Raw genomic sequence first — 16,954 nt, 5'->3', positions numbered from 1 at the left:
GGTGTTATAATTGAAAAAATTTCTTGCTCTTTTGATTGTTTTCTATTTTTTATCAACCACTCAGATGGACGTTATGGCACAATCTCCGCAAGATCAGGAGTTACAGCTGAAAAGCGAGGCAGCTGCCCTGTTAGATACGGAGACCAATGCCGTTCTTTATGCCAAAAATGCTGATCAGCGAATGTATCCGGCAAGCTTGACCAAGATTGCTACCGCCATTTATGCAATTGATAAAGGCAATTTGGACAGTGTGGCCCAAGTAAGCGCGAATGCTGCCAGACAAGATGGCACAAGGGTTTATTTAGAAGAAGGGGAGCAAGTCCCATTAATAAAGCTTATTCAGGGAATGTTAATCAATTCCGGCAATGATGCAGCTGTTGCCATAGCCGAACATATTGATGGAAGTGTAGAACATTTTTCAGAAAATATCAATCAATACTTGCAAACTAATATTGGAGTGAAAAACACTCATTTTACCAATCCAAATGGATTGTTTGATGAAAATCATTACACAACTGCCATGGATTTGGCGTTAATTACTAATTACGCGATGAAAAATCCTGTATTTGCTGAGATTTTCGGGACTAAGGAAATGATGTGGCAGGGACAAGCCTGGCAAACGGAACTGTACACACATCATCGGATGTTAAAAGGAGAATTGCCTTACCCAGGGATAACTGGCGGAAAAACAGGCTATGTAACGGAGTCAAAACAAACCTTGGCCACGACCGCAGATAACGGCAAAATAAAAATGACAGCTGTCGTTTTAAAATCAGACCTAAAAAATGATAAGTATACTGACACAGCGGCTTTATTTGACTATGGATCGACACATTATCAGCATTCTTCCATAAATCAGGGTGATCTTTTCACAGTAGATAATAAAGAGTATTTTCCTGATCATGATATGATGATAACGGAGGATATAAGTGGAATTGTTAAGAAATTGGATGAAAATGGGATGCTGTCCATTGAAAACAACAATGGACAAGTCCTCCAGCAGGTTCAATTGACCTACAAAGAATCAAAACCTAAGCAAGAAACACCAAAAAAACTAAACAAACAGAAGTCAACTACTCCAAGTATCTATAGTGCAGGAGGGTATGGACTGATCATCCTTGCACTTATTGCCATCCTTTTTGGCGCTGGAAAGAAATTTACACGAAACCTATAACCGCTGCCCAAAGCCATGAAAATTTAATTTTCATGGCTTTTATACGAAGGTTGAGGCTAATATCATAAAGGATGAAAACAAAAAAGACTAAAGTGGAACCTTTAGTCTTAAAATGAAATAATTATGAAAGTCTGCTTTCTACTGCTTGACATACCTCGTCTGCGGATAATCCGTTTGCGTCAATAACTGGAGCTTTTGTTACGGTATCCTGCATACCCATCACATTAGAATCCATCCCTGTAATCACACAGCAATCACAGTTCGTTGCATCTGACTCTTGCTTCAATTCCACTACATCATGTCCCTTATCCCTAAGAGCTTGTTGAATATTTGTAAGAGATTGTTCTACTCCAACTCTAGCCATATCAAACACCTCCTCCTGATAATTAGGATGCCTCGAGCACTTAAAAATATTCCGCATAATCAGGGATATTGATTCCAACACTAGGGAGGGAGGTGTACATATTGGGCAAACGCAAAAAAGATCCATCGAAAATGGCACTTGGTTCGCCGGAAACAGAAGGGCAAGGGACTACTACAGCTGAAACTGGTTCCAGAATGGAGCCATCATCCAGGAAAAAACAAAAAAGACCATAACCAAAAAAGGGCACCAGTATCTGGTGCCCATAATAAAATTACTTATTCATTTCAGCTGCAAGTTTTTGTATTTCGCTGTTTTCAAGATATTCATCATAACTCATCTGCTTGTCAATTAAGCCATTTGGCGTTAATTCAAAAATGCGGTTAGCAATCGTCTGAATAAATTGATGGTCATGAGAAGCAAACAACATCGAACCTTTAAAGTTAATCAGCCCATTATTAAGCGCCGTAATGGATTCCAAATCCAAATGGTTTGTTGGCTCATCCAGCACCAAAACATTTGCTCCGCTTAACATCATTTTGGAAAGCATACAGCGGACTTTCTCACCGCCAGATAGTACAGAGGCCTTTTTTAATACTTCCTCTCCAGAGAACAGCATTCTGCCAAGGAATCCGCGCAAAAAGCTTTCACTATCATCTTTTGGAGAAAACTGGCGGAGCCAATCAACTAAGGTTAAATCGGAGTTTTCAAAGAACTCGGAGTTATCTTTAGGGAAATATGCTTGAGAAGTGGTAATTCCCCATTTATAGGAACCACTGTCCGCTTCCAGTTCTCCCATTAAGATTTTGAACAAAGTTGTTTTGGCAAGCTCATTAGTGCCTACTAATGCAATTTTATCGCCTTTATTCATAATAAAGCTAATATTGTCTAATACCTTTATGCCATCAATTGTTTTGGTTAAACCTTCAACCCTTAATAGATCATTGCCAATCTCACGGTCTGGTGTAAATCCAACATACGGATAGCGCCGTGAGGACGGGCGGATATCATCAAGCGAAATTTTATCCAGCAGTTTTTTTCGGGAAGTAGCCTGTTTTGATTTTGAAGCGTTCGCGCTAAAACGGGCAATAAAGCTTTGCAGCTCCTTGATTTTTTCTTCTTTCTTTTTATTGGCGTCCTGGGCCATTTTTAACGCCAATTGGCTCGATTCATACCAGAAGTCATAGTTGCCTACATAAACTTGGATTTTTCCAAAATCTAAATCGGCAATATGGGTACAAACTTTATTTAAAAAGTGACGATCATGGGAAACGACAATAACGGTATTTTCAAAATTAATCAAGAATTCTTCCAGCCATTGGATTGCTTTAATATCTAAGTGGTTGGTTGGCTCATCCAAAAGAAGAACATCAGGTTTGCCAAACAATGCTTGGGCAAGCAAGACTTTAACCTTTTCGGAACCCGATAGTTCAGCCATTTTCTTGTCATGAAGGTCTTCACTGATACCTAGTCCCTTTAAAAGAATGGCTGCTTCTGACTCGGCTTCCCAGCCGTTCAGTTCAGCAAATTCTCCTTCCAGTTCTGCTGCCTTCATGCCATCCTCATCTGTGAAATTTTCTTTCATATAAATGGCGTCTTTTTCTTTCATGACTTCGTAGAGGCGGGTATGCCCCATAATAACAGTCTGGAGTACAGGATGTTCCTCGTACTCAAAATGGTTTTGCTTCAATACAGCCATCCGTTCATTTGGTCCAAGCTGTACCGTACCGGTTTGCGCTTCAATTTCACCAGAAAGGATTTTTAGGAAAGTGGACTTGCCGGCACCGTTTGCCCCAATAAGGCCATAACAGTTTCCGGGGGTGAATTTTATATTGACATCTTCAAAAAGTTTTCTGTCTCCATATCTTAAACTTACATTACTAACAGTTATCATAATAAGTGGTATCCTCCAAAAACATATTGCTTTTAATTATACCATTTATTTGGAGAAAGAGCGAATTTTTTAAAGCAAAAAGATCTTCAATCCATTTATTATTTCGAGGAATAATTTTATAAAAATTTTCAAGATTTCACACTTTATTCATAAATTTGTTGTAAAATTGGTTTATGAAGTAAAAGAAGGTGAGATGGATGGCAAAAAAGCAGCTTTCTGAATTCGTTAACAAATTAAAAAAGGCTGGCATTAAAGCAAGTTTAACTAAACCAAAATCCAATTACCATTTATCATTACTGCAGCTTAAAACTCCTTCGTCCGTGAATTAAATAGGCAATTGGAACAAAAACGGCTAATCCTTGGGATTAACCGTTTTTTTTATCAAATGATTAATAATGCCTGACAGCTTCGTTATTCGATTTGATCCATGATTTTGTTATAGGCTTCCTGCTTGTCAAAATCCTCCCCCATTGGAAATTTCGTAACGAACTTATTCTTGTCATCCACTAAGTAGGCAAATGTGGTATGGATAAACTGTCCATTCCCAGGATCTTTGTACTGGAACTGCAGGGGTTCAGTGATTTTCTGAAGTGTTTCCTGGTCAGCTTTAATATTGGTATTTTCACCAGTTAAAAACAGCCAATCTCCATTATTTTCAATATTAAATCCATTCATATATTTGGTCAATTGTTCTGGCCTGTCACGATAAGGATCAATTGTAATCGTAATAAACTCAATATCTTTGCCAAATGCTCCATTCTTTTGCAAATCCTGTTTTAACTCCACCATTTTTTGTGTGGTCATCGGACATACATCCGGGCAATGGGTATAGATGAATTCCACAAGTTTTAACTTTGTTTGATCTGCTCCAAAAATGTATTTATCACCGTTTTGGTCAATTAAGGCAGCGTCTCCGGGAATAGAAGCATTAGCATCCCGAATTAAAAAAAAGGAAATTCCGGCAGTAATTCCTATAATGACAGCTAGACTGCATATGAGATAGACCTTTTTCATTAAATCCCCTCCTACCATAAAGATAGTGAAGTTTATTTAAAAAAGATATGGATATTTTGTGAACAAAAAGGATGATGTCCCTTAAGGGAGTCTTCCTCTTATTTTTTTGATTGTAAATATTTTTCTGCGAGCAGCTGTTTTACCTGATTATAACTCAAACCGGATTGGCTATTTAGCTTTTTGACCTCTTCGATGTCTGTTCCTGCTATTGTAAATCTTTTCTTATTGGATAGCATGTCTTTGATCCCTCCGCATAAATATATAAATGATTGACAATGAAAATGTTAGTTTTTGGACATACTATGATTTAAAGGAGGCGGTTCCAATTTTTTTTGGCAAACGGGCAAAAGAAGAAGAAATGGAAACAGTCTTGGTAGAAACCGAAATTTATTCATGTATGGATGAAAACTGTATTGGCTGGATGAGAAAGGATTTTGCTGCGGACGATTTACTTTGTCCAATGTGCGGCACAGAAATGTTGTTAGAAATAAAAGAACTACCGAAAATCTAATAATGGGATGAATAAGACTGTCTATAGCTGACAGTCTTTTTATTTAGGAACAATATTGGGCGTTTATGGAGGTCCTTTACAGGTTTTCGTTCTGCTGTCCGACTTCATTTTCTGCAAGAAGCGTGTTGGCTTCTTCTAAAAATTCATGCTCATCCACTGAATCCCCGGGCACGTTTTTTAAATTTGGGAACGTGGCCCCATTATTAATGGTAAGTGATTTCTTTTTTGGTGCAGTTGTAAGATAATCGTTTTGCTTCGCCACCCTCGATCAACTCCTTTATATAAGAGGATTTACAAAGAGTTTCTCGTTTATGTCTGCCGATTTCTCTCGGTAAAGGGAATTTCTTATAAATAAAATTCTTGTTAATTGGGGCTGCTGATTTTTTCGCTCCTATCAATCAGGTTATAACCTGAAAAAAAACCCTCCAAATGGAGAGTTTTTGTGTTACTCAGCTTTTTTTGCCAAACATCTTTCACATTCCATCATGTAAGACTCTGCTTGTTCTTCCATTTCTTGGCCGCATTCAGGGCATTCTTTTTTAGGCATATTGCGAAAAAATTCTACTGGACTCATCAACATATAAAAGCCTCCTTTATTAATACAGATTTAAAAATTTACTGTTGTTATAGTACAGTATAAACAAAAAAATAAAAAATGTGTAGCCTTTTTTTTAAAAAACACAAACTTTTTAAAAATTTAGCCTTTAGTACTAGTGGAGGGAAATTTATTAGCATGAATAGAAAAAAGTTGAGTAATGGGTTGGCTGGATTGGATCGGGACTTTCCTCCTGTATTTTATACTTCCATAACGTCTAGGTTTACATTACAATTATAGTAGTAACTCTAGGGGATAGGGGAGATGTGGATTAATGAATGGTCTGATTGGGGATTTTTATCCTTATTTTTTTATTATCGCTATAGGTTTAACCTTTATGGCATCATATACAGCTTTGGATATGTTTACTATCATTCGTTCATCTGACAAAAATAAAAGTTGGCTGTTCCTTGGCGGAACGATTGCAATGGGGATTGGAATATGGGTAACTAATTTTTTTGGCTTATTAACATCCGATGTTAATCTTTTAGCCCAATACAATATTCCATTAACGATACTCTCCATATTTATTGGCGTTGCCTTTACCGCTATGGCATTTTTTCCTTTTTTCGGGAAACAAATACGAATATATCACTTACTTTCAGGCAGTTTGTTTTTAACGATCGCTGTCCTTTCGATCCATGTTGTCAATATATATTCGATGAGAGTAAACATACAATATCATCTTATCTTATTTATTTTTTCATGTTTTTTAATTTTTGCTGCACTGTTCTTGTCATTATGGATGCTATTTTCCTCTAAAAGCTTTACAAAAGAGAATAAAGTATGGTTAAAGCCAGTCAGTTCGATTATTATTACGCTGGCCATTGCTGAAGGGCATGTTCTTTTGAAAAAATCGTCTATTATTTCTGCAGCTGAAGTGGCTGGCAGAACGAGTTCAGCAAATATTTTTATTATTTATTTGGTGTTGTTTGTTTCTGTATTAATTATGGGCGGGCTTATTGTATCCAGTACGCTTATCAGCAAACAGCTGGCGGCCAGTGACACCAATTTAAAGGATATAAAAGCTGCCCTTGATGCCTCTACAATTTTAGCTATAACTGATGCAAAAGGAACCATCGTGTACGTAAATGATAAATTTGAAGAAATATCGAAATACAGCCAAGAGGAGATCATTGGCAAGAATCATCGGTTGATCAATTCCGGGTATCATTCCAAAGAGTTTTTTCGTGATATGTGGATGACCATCCAGTCTGGGAAGATTTGGCGCGGTGAGATTCGGAACAGGGCAAAGGATGGTTCACTCTATTGGGTGGATACGACGATTGTTCCCTTCCTCAATAAAAAAGGAAAACCGTTTCAATATATCGCGATTCGTTCCGATATTACGAAACGGAAACTGGCTGAACAAAGCCTGTTAGAATCAACCAAGGAAGTCAGGGACATTACGTTTGCCCTGAACCAATCTTCCATTGTGGCTATTACAGATGAAAAGGGGAGAATTACCTCCGTTAACGATAAATTCTGTGAGATCTCTAAATTTTCTCGTGAGGAATTGATTGGCAATGACCATCGGATCTTAAATTCGGGATATCAATCAAAGGAATTCTTTAAAGACTTATGGAGAACCATTGGCTCAGGCAAGGTTTGGCAGGGTGAAATTTGCAATCGCGCAAAGGATGGCTCCCTATACTGGGTCGATACAACAATTGTCCCGTTTTTAAATGACAAAGGAAAACCGTATCAGTATGTAGCAATCCGGACAGATATTTCTGATAGAAAACGAGCGGAAGAACATCTAAAGGAAACGATTAAAGAAGTTACCGATATAAAATTTGCTTTGGATCAATCCTCCATTGTGGCATTTACAGATGCGCAGGGCAAGATAACCAGTGTGAATGATAAGTTCTGTGAAATTTCAAAATACAGCCGTGAGGAAATCATTGGCCAAGACCATAATTTGTTAAATTCTGGTTACCATTCAAAGGAATTTTTTAAGGAAATGTGGCGGACTATCGGTACTGGCGGGGTATGGAAAGGTGAAATTCGCAATAAAGCTAAAGATGGAAGCTATTATTGGGTAGATACGACGATTGTTCCCTTTTTAAACGAAAAAGGAAAGCCATATCAATACCTGGCGATTCGGAATGATATTACAGAAAGAAAGCGGCAGGAAGAGGTTCTTCATCGTCAAGACAAATTGGCTGCAGTCGGGCAACTGGCTGCCGGGGTAGCGCATGAAATCCGAAATCCGCTGACATCCATGAAAGGGTACGCTGAATTTTTGCAGCTGGATGAAAAAGATCCGGAGCGCTTAGAGTTTTTGAACATCATTCTTGATGAAATTGATCGGGTAAATAACATTGTTGAGGACTTTATGGTACTCGCAAAACCAAAAGCAGTGGAATTAGAGGAAAAGAATGTTGTTCCAGTAATCAAAAATGTTGTATCCTTGCTTGAATTTGAAGCCAGAAAGAAAAACGTCCGCTTGCATTTCGACTGCGATCAAGAAATTATCCAGATCGAGTGTGACGAAAATCGGTTAAAGCAAGTGTTCTTAAACTTTATTAAAAACGGGATTGAAGCAATGCCAAATGGCGGAGACCTCCATGTGAAAACGATGATTCGTGATCATAATGTGCAAATATCCATTCAAGATACTGGGGTAGGAATTCCCAAGGATAAATTGAAGAAACTGGGTGAGCCCTTCTTCACAACAAAGAAAAAGGGCAATGGGCTAGGATTAATGATGAGTTTTAAAATTATCGAAAGCCATAATGGAAAAGTATTTGTAGAAAGTGAGCCAAATAAAGGGACCACATTTAATATCCTGCTGCCGGCAAAAACGGCCTAATAACGAGAGATTATTTTCGATTTGTAACTCTATTTATTATTTAAAAAAAGTGAAGGAACCCCTTCGCTTTTTATTTTTGTGTAATATTTGGAAGTCAAGGAAAGGATAGGTCCACTCGAAATGCTATTGTAATATAACTGAATTGGTTGTAAACCAATTATCATCCTCCTGTTCTTTATATCCGCATTTTTTATGTTAACATGGACATAACCGTTAGCTTTAAAGAACATAGGAGGTATGAAAATGCTTTTTAAAATCAAAACATTTATCGCTGCATCAGTACTCTCCGTATCTGTTGGCGCTAATGTACAAGCAGCCGTGTTAACGGCTGGAACCAGCGGTTTTTCAATGGAACCTGAAAAATTGGCGGTTTTAGACCTTGAAAAATGGAATACAATTTCATCCAAAATGGTTTCCTCTGATTTGTACCCGATGGCGGGACAAGTTAATCAGAAGAAAGGGAATGACAGCCATTTATTTTGGGTTAAAACAAATAAACTTAAATCAGCTGCACCGGTCACCATGGCTGGTCATTTAATAGATGACGATGTGGATTTTGGCATGATTACACCAACCGCAGCTGTACCAAATAATCAAATAGGAATGGCAGAATCAGGTCAAGAACAGGTTCAAGCTCCGGATAGTGGTAAAGAGACTACTGATCAGATACAGCAGCCTTCTGAAGAACCTGAATCAAGCCTGCCAATAGCCGAGGAAACGGATGAAAATTCGGGGGAAGCTGTAACAGCTGATAATCAAAAGGCAGAAACAGCAGCAAATGAGCCCCCTGTAAAGGAATTAACGGTTAAAGCCACTGCCTATACTGCTTATTGTGAAGGGTGTTCAGGAATTACGGCTACAGGGGTAGACATTAAATCAAATCCTCATGAAAAAGTAATTGCTGTTGATCCAAATGTGATTCCACTTGGATCAAAGGTGTATGTCGAAGGATATGGGGAAGCGATTGCTGCTGATACTGGAGGCGCCATAAAAGGGAACCGCATTGATGTGTTTATTCCTTCAGAGCAGGATGCACTTGAATGGGGTAAAAAAGAAGTGACACTTCAAATTATAAATTAAAACAAAGCTGCCTTCGTGCAGCTTTGTTTTAATTTAGTTACATAAACTTGGGAATATCTTTTTCTTCCATAAACATTCCTGCAAAATTCTTTGTTTCTCCTGAATCATCTTTGATGGCAACGATCGTCAGCCATTCCTTGTAAATCTCATTATTTTTTCGCCTATTCCAGATATAGCCCTCCCAAAAACCTTTTGTTAGTATACTATCCCACATGTCTTTATAAAAATGCAGATCATGTTCACCAGATTGCAGGACACTTAATGTTTTTCCAGCTACTTCCTCTAGGGTATAGCCGGTAATTCTTGTAAAGGCTGGATTGACTTGCTGGATGATCCCATCCACATCTGTGATGCAAATCCCTTCGACAGCATGGTGAACAATTTTTGCAGATACCTCCAATTTTTCCTGGCTAAACAGCCAAACGACTATAACTAAACTAGCCAATGAGAACTCCGATAATGACATAAATCCAATCGCATAATTTCCGGTGATATTAAATAAAACAGTTAATATAATGGGAGGAAAGAATCCGCCAAGCCCTCCAATGGCTGATACAATTCCATTTACAATCCCTACTTGATTTGAAAAATAAAAAGGCACCAGCTTAAAGATGGCTCCATTTCCTATCCCGGCAAAAATGGCTACCAATAAACACCCAAAAGAATAGATAGGGAGGGAGGGAGTGAAAGAAAGCAGAAATCCAGCAAAGGTTAAACTAAAAAATACTGCCATTAGGATTAAAAATGGATTAAACTTGTCGGCTAACCAGCCTCCGACGGGCCTAAACAAGGTGGTGATCATGATAAAACCTGCAGTCCGCAATCCCGCATCCACACTGGATAATTCGAAATGATTAACCAGAAAGGATGGAATATACAGGGTAAAGGCCATTAATGCCCCGAATGTAATAAAATAAAACAAGCTTAAAAACCATAGTTTTGGATTTTTATAAACTTGGTCGAATTGCTCTTTCATGGGAACGATGACTTTTGGTTCCTTTCGATCACCCAGGCAGAAGTTGACCAAGGCAAAAAATAGGATAATCACCAGATAAATTTTAAGGGTCGATCTCCAGCCAAACTCTTCAGCAAGAAACGGGACAAAAAAACAAGTAACGGCTGTGCTGAAATTTCCCGCCCCATAAATGCCATTGACCATTCCCTGCTTCGATTTTGGATAATATTTAGGCAGGGATGTCACTCCGATAGAAAACACAGCTCCGCCTATCCCGAGGATGAAGCCTCCAGCAAGGAGCATGGTAAAGGTATGGGCATAACTGATAATGAAAATGGGCACTAATAAAAGCAGAAAACTAATTGTAAATACCACTCTTGCACCGTAACGGTTTGTCCAATAACCAATTGGAAATCTAAGAAGAGAACCCAGGATAATCGGCACTGCCGTTGCAATGGAAACCTGAGTCGAGGATAATGGGATTTCCGCATTGATAAACGGCATTAAGAATGAAATAATAACCCATACCATAAATCCAGCAGCCAGACTCCCAGTTTGAATGGTAAGCTGTATGAATCCACTATTCATAAAGATCCCCCTAATCCCATTTCGTGCATTTTTTCCATCCTATTGAAAACGAAAGAAATATAAATATGGTTCTTTTAACCCATAATTGAGTATATTACATATGTGCTTCATCATCAGTGAGGAAAGGCACAATTACATCATCGTTACAGATAAAAACATTAAAACACTTCCATCTTTTGGAGGCCTAAATTTCAAAAAAAATCTCTCCACTTTGTTATGAGGGGAGAGATTTTTTGGGGAAAGTAAGTGTAAAGACGGTTCCTACATTCACCTTGCTGTCGATGATTATTTTCCCTTGCATTCTTTTGGCAATGTTATATGAAATTAATAGCCCAAGTCCCGTTCCACGGGTTTTGGTTGAGTAATAGGGCTGTCCTAATTGCTTTAATTGGGTTTCCGAAATCCCAATTCCTTCATCCTTTATCATCACCACATGGCTTTTTGGGTCAGAGCAGGCGATTACACTTAATTCCCCTCCGTTAGGCATAGCTTCAATCCCATTCTTCATTAAATTAATCATCAGTTGTTTAAACTCATGTTGATAGCCATTGATATATAGATCATCAGTAACCTTGGCTGATATTTGTACCCCGGAAATGGTTCCATAAGGTTTCATAAATTCGATGGCTTCTTTTAATAACAAGGATATATTAATCAATTGGCATTCATTTTTATTGGGACGGGCTAATGAGAGAAAATCATCAATAATGGCTTGAGTCCTGTTCAACTCTTCTAAAGATATCTTCACAAACAATTGTTGATTGGCTGTTAGGTTTTCTTCATCCTTTAATAGCTGCATAAATCCACGAATAGTTGTCATTGGATTTCTGATTTCATGGGCGACAGATGCGGCTAATTGACTGATAGAGTTTAATTTTTCAGCGTTCTGGAGCTGCTGAATCATATATAATTGCCTGTCATTTGTTTCGATTAAATAAATCGTAAAGCCTAATGAAAGGAATGATACTATAGAAAACAACAGCAAATAGACAAAAAGATCATTTCTTTCTATATTAATAAGGAAAATAAATCGGGTAATGGTAATCGCTAAATAGCAGCAGAAGGCAACTGCCATCTTTTTTTGCATGGATGTACGGAGATACCATTTTCGTACAAGCAATAATGGAAGCATAATGATGGTATAATTAATGAGCATAATGAAACCTTGTGCGCCGTGAACAGATAGCTCCATGATAAGTAACGCAAGGATCGCGATAAACCCTAACAAAGGTCCGCCATATATTAATGAAATAAATATTGGAATAAATTTTAAATCAAATTCAGCACCATTTCCAATGTAAACCGGGAAAAACATGGTTAAATATAAAGTGATTAACAGGACAGATTCAAAGATAATTTGAAAATTCAATTCCTTTTTTTGTCTGGACAGTAAGATGTATGTGAGAGGGATAAGCATCATAATAAAAAAGTGAAGGATTAAATCTTTAATAAAATCAGCCACAGCAAACAACCTCCCAACTTGGGCATTTAAGCAGCAGCCAAGTCTTAAAGTATGGTATTGTCAATAGTGGGAACCAGTAAATAAGGGATTTCCAGTTTTCATTAAAATTATACCAAAAAATGAAAGTTTTGAATTATTTAAACTAAAATACTTCATAAAAAATGAAAACAAAAAGGGAGAGATTACATTGAATTTCCAAAATGCTATGACAACTGAAGAGCGGCTGGCTATTATGGAAGACCTTTCAAATCGTTTCTTATCAAGAGCACATGAAGTAGATGAAGCTGGCCGATTTCCTTTTGAAAATATCCAGGACCTAAAGGAGACAGGCTATACCTTTTTAACGGTACCAAAAAAATATGGCGGAAAACAAATATCGCTGTACGAGCTGCTCCGTCTTCAAGAATTGATTGCAATGGGGGATGGCTCAACCTCATTAGCCATTGGCTGGCATATGGGCATTATCATGAATTTACATGAAAAGCAAAGCTGGCAGGAACCAATCTATAAAAACTTATGCGAAGAGGTCAAAGCAGGCGCATTAATTAACAGTGCTGCAACAGAACCGAAAACAGGAAGCCCGACACGTGGTGGAAGGCCTGAAACCACTGCGAAAAAATCAGAGGGCAGCTGGCTTATTAATGGAAGAAAAACCTTTACCACGATGTCTCCTGTTTTGGATTACTTTATTGTCAGCGCCAGTATCGAGGACACAAATGAGACAGCAAACTTCCTAATTCCACGGGATTCCGCAGGGGTGCAGATAGAAGAAACATGGGATAGCATTGCACTCCGGGGGACTGGAAGCCATGACCTTGTCTTGAATCAGGTGAGAATACCCGAAGAGAATCTTGTGGAAAAAATGGTTCCTGGCAAAAAAAGTGCACAAGGCTGGCTTTTGCATATTCCTGCCTGCTACCTGGGGATTGCCAAAGCGGCCAGAAAATTTGCTATCGCGTTTGCTAATGAATATGCACCAAACAACATTCAGGGGCCGATTATCAGCTTGCCTGCCGTCCGTCAAAAAATTGGCGAAATGGAATTGAAAATTATGCAAGCGGAGTATTTCTTGTATGGGGCAGCCAATCAATGGGACCATGCGGATCAGCTGGAAAAAGATAGCATGGGGCCAGCTCTTGGAGCAGCAAAATTAACCGTTACCAACCTCGCAGTTGAAATTGTGGATATAGCCATGCGGCTGGTAGGCGCTAGAAGCCTATCCTTAAAAAATCCATTGCAGCGCTACTATCGGGACGTTAGAGCGGGTCTCCATAATCCTCCTATGGATGATATGACGATTCAACTGCTTGCCGCATATAGTATCGAAAACCTTCTTAAAAGATAATTCGAGGCAGCCAGGATTAAACTGAGAATTGCTGGATACCCTATCTTTAAAAGGAGTGTGGGATATGCCAAGAGGCAAAGAACTTGAGCGGCTTCCGATGGCTAATGCACTGCCTGGCGCCGGAAAGGATAAGAGCCAATACAAGAGGGAAAGCCTAACTAGTATTGTGCAAAACGAGCAGCCGCAGCCAAGTACATTAACCAGAGAAAATGAAGACATGAATTAAGGCAGGAACTACGACCCTGCCTCTTTTTTTATTCTTCTACGAGTTCATGTATTTCAACGATGGTCCGTTCTTCAAGTGGACCGCGCAAATGGACGGTAGCTGTTCTTCCATCCTCGTTTAATTGGTCAATCCATACAGAAGCGCCATTGTATTTTACCTCTATATCGGCTGATGAAGATAAAATTTGTTTTACACGTCTTGTATCCATACTGTCACTCCTCCTATGTTATACCAGCTTCAGTTTACAAAGGGTCGATCCTGATTCCATTTATCGTGCCGGGTTCATCAATTGTTTCCAAATCCCTCAAATAGGTTTCAAGCTCCTTCTGAAGTTCTTTTGGAGCACCAGGCTGTAAATGCCAGTTTCCCGGTTCATCAACAAAATAGGGGCTTTTTGTAAAGTTTGGCCTGATTCTTGGCACTTTTATCTCCTCTTTTCAACATCTACATTCATTAATAGGATTTGCCATTCCGGCAAAAATCATGCAAATTTGAGACTAAAATCTTATTGCACAAATAGCCGTTCAAGTATATGATATGTAGAACAATCAAACGGTTAAATAGTAAATATAAACCGTTCCTGAAGCAAAATAATTTTTTATAAATTTGTTGAAACTAATTAGCAAAATAATCGTCTAATATATTTGAGCAGTCATGTCCAATAAAACAGATGCATAAACATAAGAAAGATTATTAAGAACAGGAAAATATGTCCAAGCTTTTGTATCAGCTGTATTGTTATGAAGCATGTTGAGGAAGAGAAAGATCTCAGCTATACAGCATTTTATGTTTTTCTTTTTATATAAAATGTGCTATAGTAATTGAGGTTCGTTTACCGATGATAAATCTGGTAAGTGAGAGGAGAATTAAAATGGAACAAATAAGTTTTATTAAAAAAATAACTAAAAATAACCTTACATTTTTTGCAATTGCTGTCGTGTTATTTTGGATCAAAACCTATGCAGCTTATCAAATCGAATTTAATTTAGGAATAGATAATAGTCTTCAGGAATTTTTGCTTGCGATTAATCCGCTTAGTTCCGCGCTGTTTTTCTTTGGAATTGCCCTGCTGTTTAAAAAGCGGACTAAACTTGTTATGATTATCACAAACTTTATCTTGTCATTCTTGTTATACGCAAACATCGCGTATTATCGTTTCTTTAGTGATTTCATTACCATCCCGGTCATTATGCAGACAAAAACAAATGCCGGACAGCTGGGAGACAGTGCTCTATCGTTAATGTCACCGTTAGATGTATTTTATTTTACCGACTTTATTATCCTAATTGTCCTTGCTTTAACAGTGTTCAAACATTCAATGGAAACAAATAGAAAATCCTATAAAATTGTTCTCTTGTTTTCCATTACAACATTTTTGTTTAATTTAGGGCTTGCTGAAAAGGATCGCCCTCAGCTTCTGACACGCTCTTTTGACAGGAACTATTTAGTCAAATATCTTGGGGCCTATAACTTTACAATCTATGATGCGATTCAAAATGTCCGTTCTTCAAGCCAGCGTGCTTTAGCGGATTCCAGTGATGTGACTGAGGTAGAAAACTACCGCAAAGCAAACTACGCAGCCCCAAACCCAGAATACTTTGGCAAGGCAAAAGGCATGAACGTCATTTATATTTCATTGGAATCATTCCAATCGTTCATGATTGATTATAAAATGCCTGATGGTCAGGAAGTTACTCCATTCCTTAATTCGTTAACTCGTGACCAAAATACATTCTATTTTCCAAACTTTTTCCACCAAACCGGACAGGGGAAAACATCCGATGCAGAGTTTTTAATGGAGAATTCACTTTATCCAATGAGCCAAGGGGCAGTGTTTGTCAATAAAGCACAAAACACCTATCAGGCAATGCCTGCTATTTTGAAAGGGCAGGGATATAGTTCTGCAGTATTCCATGGGAACTATAAAACATTCTGGAACCGAAATGTCATTTATAAATCATTTGGCTATGACCAGTTCTTTGATGCTGAATTCTACGATATGAATGATGAAGATGTGAAGAACTATGGTTTAAAGGATAAGCCGTTCTTTACTGAATCGATGCCATTGCTGACTAGCTTAAAGCAGCCATTCTATACGAAATTTATTACGTTATCGAACCACTTCCCATTTGAAATGGATCCAGGGGATACGGATTTTCCTGCTGGAGATACAGATGACCAAGTAGTGAATCAATATTTCCAATCTGCCCATTATATGGATGAGGCTTTGGAACAATTCTTTAACGACTTAAAAGCAGCCGGACTATACGACAATACAATGGTTGTCATGTATGGTGACCATTATGGTATCTCTGAGAACCATAACGAAGCAATGACAAAAGTCCTTGGTGTTGATGAAATCACATCGGTAACCAATGCCAACCTGCAGCGGGTGCCATTATTTATCCATGTCCCTGGCGTAACTGGCGGCATTCAGGAACAATACGGCGGTGAAGTCGATGTGCGTCCGACAGTATTGCATTTATTGGGTGTTGATACGAAAGACTATCTTGAGTTTGGTTCAGACCTATTGTCACCAGACCACCGAAACTGGGCTCTATTTAGAAATGGAGACTTTATGTCTCCTGATGTGCTGCAAGTGAAGGGCAAATGTTATTCTACAGTAACTGAAGAGTTAGCTGAAAATGCTGATGCATGTAAAGCTATTTCAGACAAAGTCAATACCGAACTTCAAATGTCAGATGAAATAGTATATAAAGACTTGCTGCGTTTTTACAAGCCAGAAGGGTATACTCCAATTAATCCAAATGACTATGAATATTTAGGACCAAAAGGAAGCAAAACAGAGAAAACTGAAGAAAGTGATTAATCCGAGAGAAGATTAAATTCTTCTCAGGCTGTCGAAAAACCTTCGACAGCTTTTATTTTATCTTTATTCTTTATTAATTCACCGCGTTAATATGATATAATATT

Annotated in this window: 19 protein-coding genes; 9 read left to right on the top strand and 10 right to left on the bottom strand. The window is 38.2% G+C overall.

From position 1 onward, the window contains the following. Positions 1 to 10 precede the first annotated feature (10 nt). Positions 11 to 1,174, top strand: coding sequence for a D-alanyl-D-alanine carboxypeptidase family protein (locus NFS43_RS15935; RefSeq protein WP_251553735.1), 1,164 nt, complete (start codon positions 11 to 13; stop codon positions 1,172 to 1,174). A 121-nt stretch (positions 1,175 to 1,295) separates the two neighbouring features. Here NFS43_RS15935 and NFS43_RS15930 read toward each other — a convergent pair whose 3' ends face one another. Next, entirely contained in the window at positions 1,296 to 1,538 is a 243-nt protein-coding gene (locus tag NFS43_RS15930; RefSeq protein ID WP_251553734.1) for a YkuS family protein, read from the bottom strand. 98 nt (positions 1,539 to 1,636) lie between these two features. Here NFS43_RS15930 and NFS43_RS15925 point away from each other — a divergent pair, with 98 nt between their 5' ends. Beyond that, positions 1,637 to 1,771, top strand: a complete 135-nt coding sequence (locus NFS43_RS15925) for a YuzL family protein (RefSeq protein WP_251553785.1) — start codon at positions 1,637 to 1,639, stop codon at positions 1,769 to 1,771. Between the two features lie 38 nt (positions 1,772 to 1,809). On the opposite strand, the gene NFS43_RS15920 is transcribed toward NFS43_RS15925, so the two are convergent. Continuing rightward, the gene (locus NFS43_RS15920) at positions 1,810 to 3,429 is read right to left on the bottom strand and encodes an ABC-F family ATP-binding cassette domain-containing protein (protein ID WP_251553733.1); all 1,620 of its coding nucleotides are present in this window, start codon (positions 3,427 to 3,429) and stop codon (positions 1,810 to 1,812) included. Positions 3,430 to 3,626: 197 nt separating this feature from the next. Here NFS43_RS15920 and NFS43_RS24420 point away from each other — a divergent pair, with 197 nt between their 5' ends. Further along, positions 3,627 to 3,758 (top strand): hypothetical protein, encoded by a 132-nt coding sequence (locus NFS43_RS24420; RefSeq protein ID WP_277613956.1) that lies wholly within the window; start codon positions 3,627 to 3,629, stop codon positions 3,756 to 3,758. An 82-nt stretch (positions 3,759 to 3,840) separates the two neighbouring features. Here NFS43_RS24420 and NFS43_RS15915 read toward each other — a convergent pair whose 3' ends face one another. Both NFS43_RS15915 and NFS43_RS15910 read right to left on the bottom strand, forming a co-directional pair. Then, positions 3,841 to 4,443: an SCO family protein gene (locus NFS43_RS15915; protein WP_251553732.1), complete on the bottom strand. Its 603-nt coding sequence runs from the start codon at positions 4,441 to 4,443 to the stop codon at positions 3,841 to 3,843. Positions 4,444 to 4,541: 98 nt separating this feature from the next. Then, positions 4,542 to 4,679, bottom strand: coding sequence for a hypothetical protein (locus tag NFS43_RS15910; RefSeq protein WP_251553731.1), 138 nt, complete (start codon positions 4,677 to 4,679; stop codon positions 4,542 to 4,544). Between the two features lie 29 nt (positions 4,680 to 4,708). On the opposite strand from NFS43_RS15910, the gene NFS43_RS15905 reads away from it, so the two are divergent. Beyond that, positions 4,709 to 4,954: a cold-inducible protein YdjO-related protein gene (locus NFS43_RS15905; protein ID WP_251553730.1), complete on the top strand. Its 246-nt coding sequence runs from the start codon at positions 4,709 to 4,711 to the stop codon at positions 4,952 to 4,954. Between the two features lie 76 nt (positions 4,955 to 5,030). Here NFS43_RS15905 and NFS43_RS15900 read toward each other — a convergent pair whose 3' ends face one another. Both NFS43_RS15900 and yhfH read right to left on the bottom strand, forming a co-directional pair. Next, positions 5,031 to 5,216 carry a hypothetical protein gene (locus NFS43_RS15900; RefSeq protein WP_251553729.1) on the bottom strand — a complete coding sequence of 62 codons (186 nt, stop codon included), beginning with the start codon at positions 5,214 to 5,216 and terminating at the stop codon, positions 5,031 to 5,033. 183 nt (positions 5,217 to 5,399) lie between these two features. Continuing rightward, positions 5,400 to 5,534: a protein YhfH gene (yhfH, locus tag NFS43_RS15895; RefSeq protein ID WP_251553728.1), complete on the bottom strand. Its 135-nt coding sequence runs from the start codon at positions 5,532 to 5,534 to the stop codon at positions 5,400 to 5,402. A 289-nt stretch (positions 5,535 to 5,823) separates the two neighbouring features. Between yhfH and NFS43_RS15890 the strand changes: the two genes are divergently transcribed. Together NFS43_RS15890 and NFS43_RS24415 are read left to right on the top strand one after the other, a co-directional pair. Continuing rightward, positions 5,824 to 8,364 (top strand): PAS domain S-box protein, encoded by a 2,541-nt coding sequence (locus NFS43_RS15890; protein ID WP_251553727.1) that lies wholly within the window; start codon positions 5,824 to 5,826, stop codon positions 8,362 to 8,364. A gap of 243 nt (positions 8,365 to 8,607) precedes the next feature. After that, positions 8,608 to 9,444 carry a 3D domain-containing protein gene (locus NFS43_RS24415; RefSeq protein WP_277613955.1) on the top strand — a complete coding sequence of 279 codons (837 nt, stop codon included), beginning with the start codon at positions 8,608 to 8,610 and terminating at the stop codon, positions 9,442 to 9,444. A gap of 37 nt (positions 9,445 to 9,481) precedes the next feature. Here NFS43_RS24415 and NFS43_RS15880 read toward each other — a convergent pair whose 3' ends face one another. Both NFS43_RS15880 and NFS43_RS15875 read right to left on the bottom strand, forming a co-directional pair. Then, positions 9,482 to 10,987 (bottom strand): nitrate/nitrite transporter, encoded by a 1,506-nt coding sequence (locus NFS43_RS15880; protein ID WP_251553726.1) that lies wholly within the window; start codon positions 10,985 to 10,987, stop codon positions 9,482 to 9,484. 214 nt (positions 10,988 to 11,201) lie between these two features. Then, positions 11,202 to 12,449 (bottom strand): ATP-binding protein, encoded by a 1,248-nt coding sequence (locus NFS43_RS15875; protein ID WP_251553725.1) that lies wholly within the window; start codon positions 12,447 to 12,449, stop codon positions 11,202 to 11,204. A 187-nt stretch (positions 12,450 to 12,636) separates the two neighbouring features. On the opposite strand from NFS43_RS15875, the gene NFS43_RS15870 reads away from it, so the two are divergent. Continuing rightward, the gene (locus tag NFS43_RS15870; RefSeq protein ID WP_251553724.1) at positions 12,637 to 13,794 is read left to right on the top strand and encodes an acyl-CoA dehydrogenase family protein; all 1,158 of its coding nucleotides are present in this window, start codon (positions 12,637 to 12,639) and stop codon (positions 13,792 to 13,794) included. Positions 13,795 to 13,858: 64 nt separating this feature from the next. After that, a complete protein-coding gene (locus tag NFS43_RS15865; protein ID WP_251553722.1) occupies positions 13,859 to 14,020 on the top strand; it encodes a hypothetical protein in 162 nt (53 codons plus the stop codon). Between the two features lie 28 nt (positions 14,021 to 14,048). Here the strand turns inward: NFS43_RS15865 and NFS43_RS15860 are convergent, their stop codons facing one another. Further along, complete coding sequence (locus tag NFS43_RS15860) at positions 14,049 to 14,228, bottom strand: H-type small acid-soluble spore protein (protein WP_251553721.1); 180 nt, start codon at positions 14,226 to 14,228, stop codon at positions 14,049 to 14,051. 34 nt (positions 14,229 to 14,262) lie between these two features. Continuing rightward, a complete protein-coding gene (locus NFS43_RS15855; RefSeq protein WP_251553720.1) occupies positions 14,263 to 14,442 on the bottom strand; it encodes a hypothetical protein in 180 nt (59 codons plus the stop codon). Positions 14,443 to 14,891: 449 nt separating this feature from the next. Here NFS43_RS15855 and ltaS point away from each other — a divergent pair, with 449 nt between their 5' ends. Further along, entirely contained in the window at positions 14,892 to 16,850 is a 1,959-nt protein-coding gene (gene ltaS / locus NFS43_RS15850; protein ID WP_251553719.1) for a lipoteichoic acid synthase, read from the top strand. Positions 16,851 to 16,954 lie beyond the last annotated feature (104 nt).

Origin of the sequence: Neobacillus muris, from assembly GCF_943193175.1 — a bacterium.
Classification (GTDB): Bacteria; Bacillota; Bacilli; order Bacillales; family Cytobacillaceae; genus Neobacillus; species Neobacillus muris.
The sequence above is the reverse complement of the archived record's forward strand: the minus strand, read 5'-3'. Positions and strand labels throughout refer to the sequence as shown.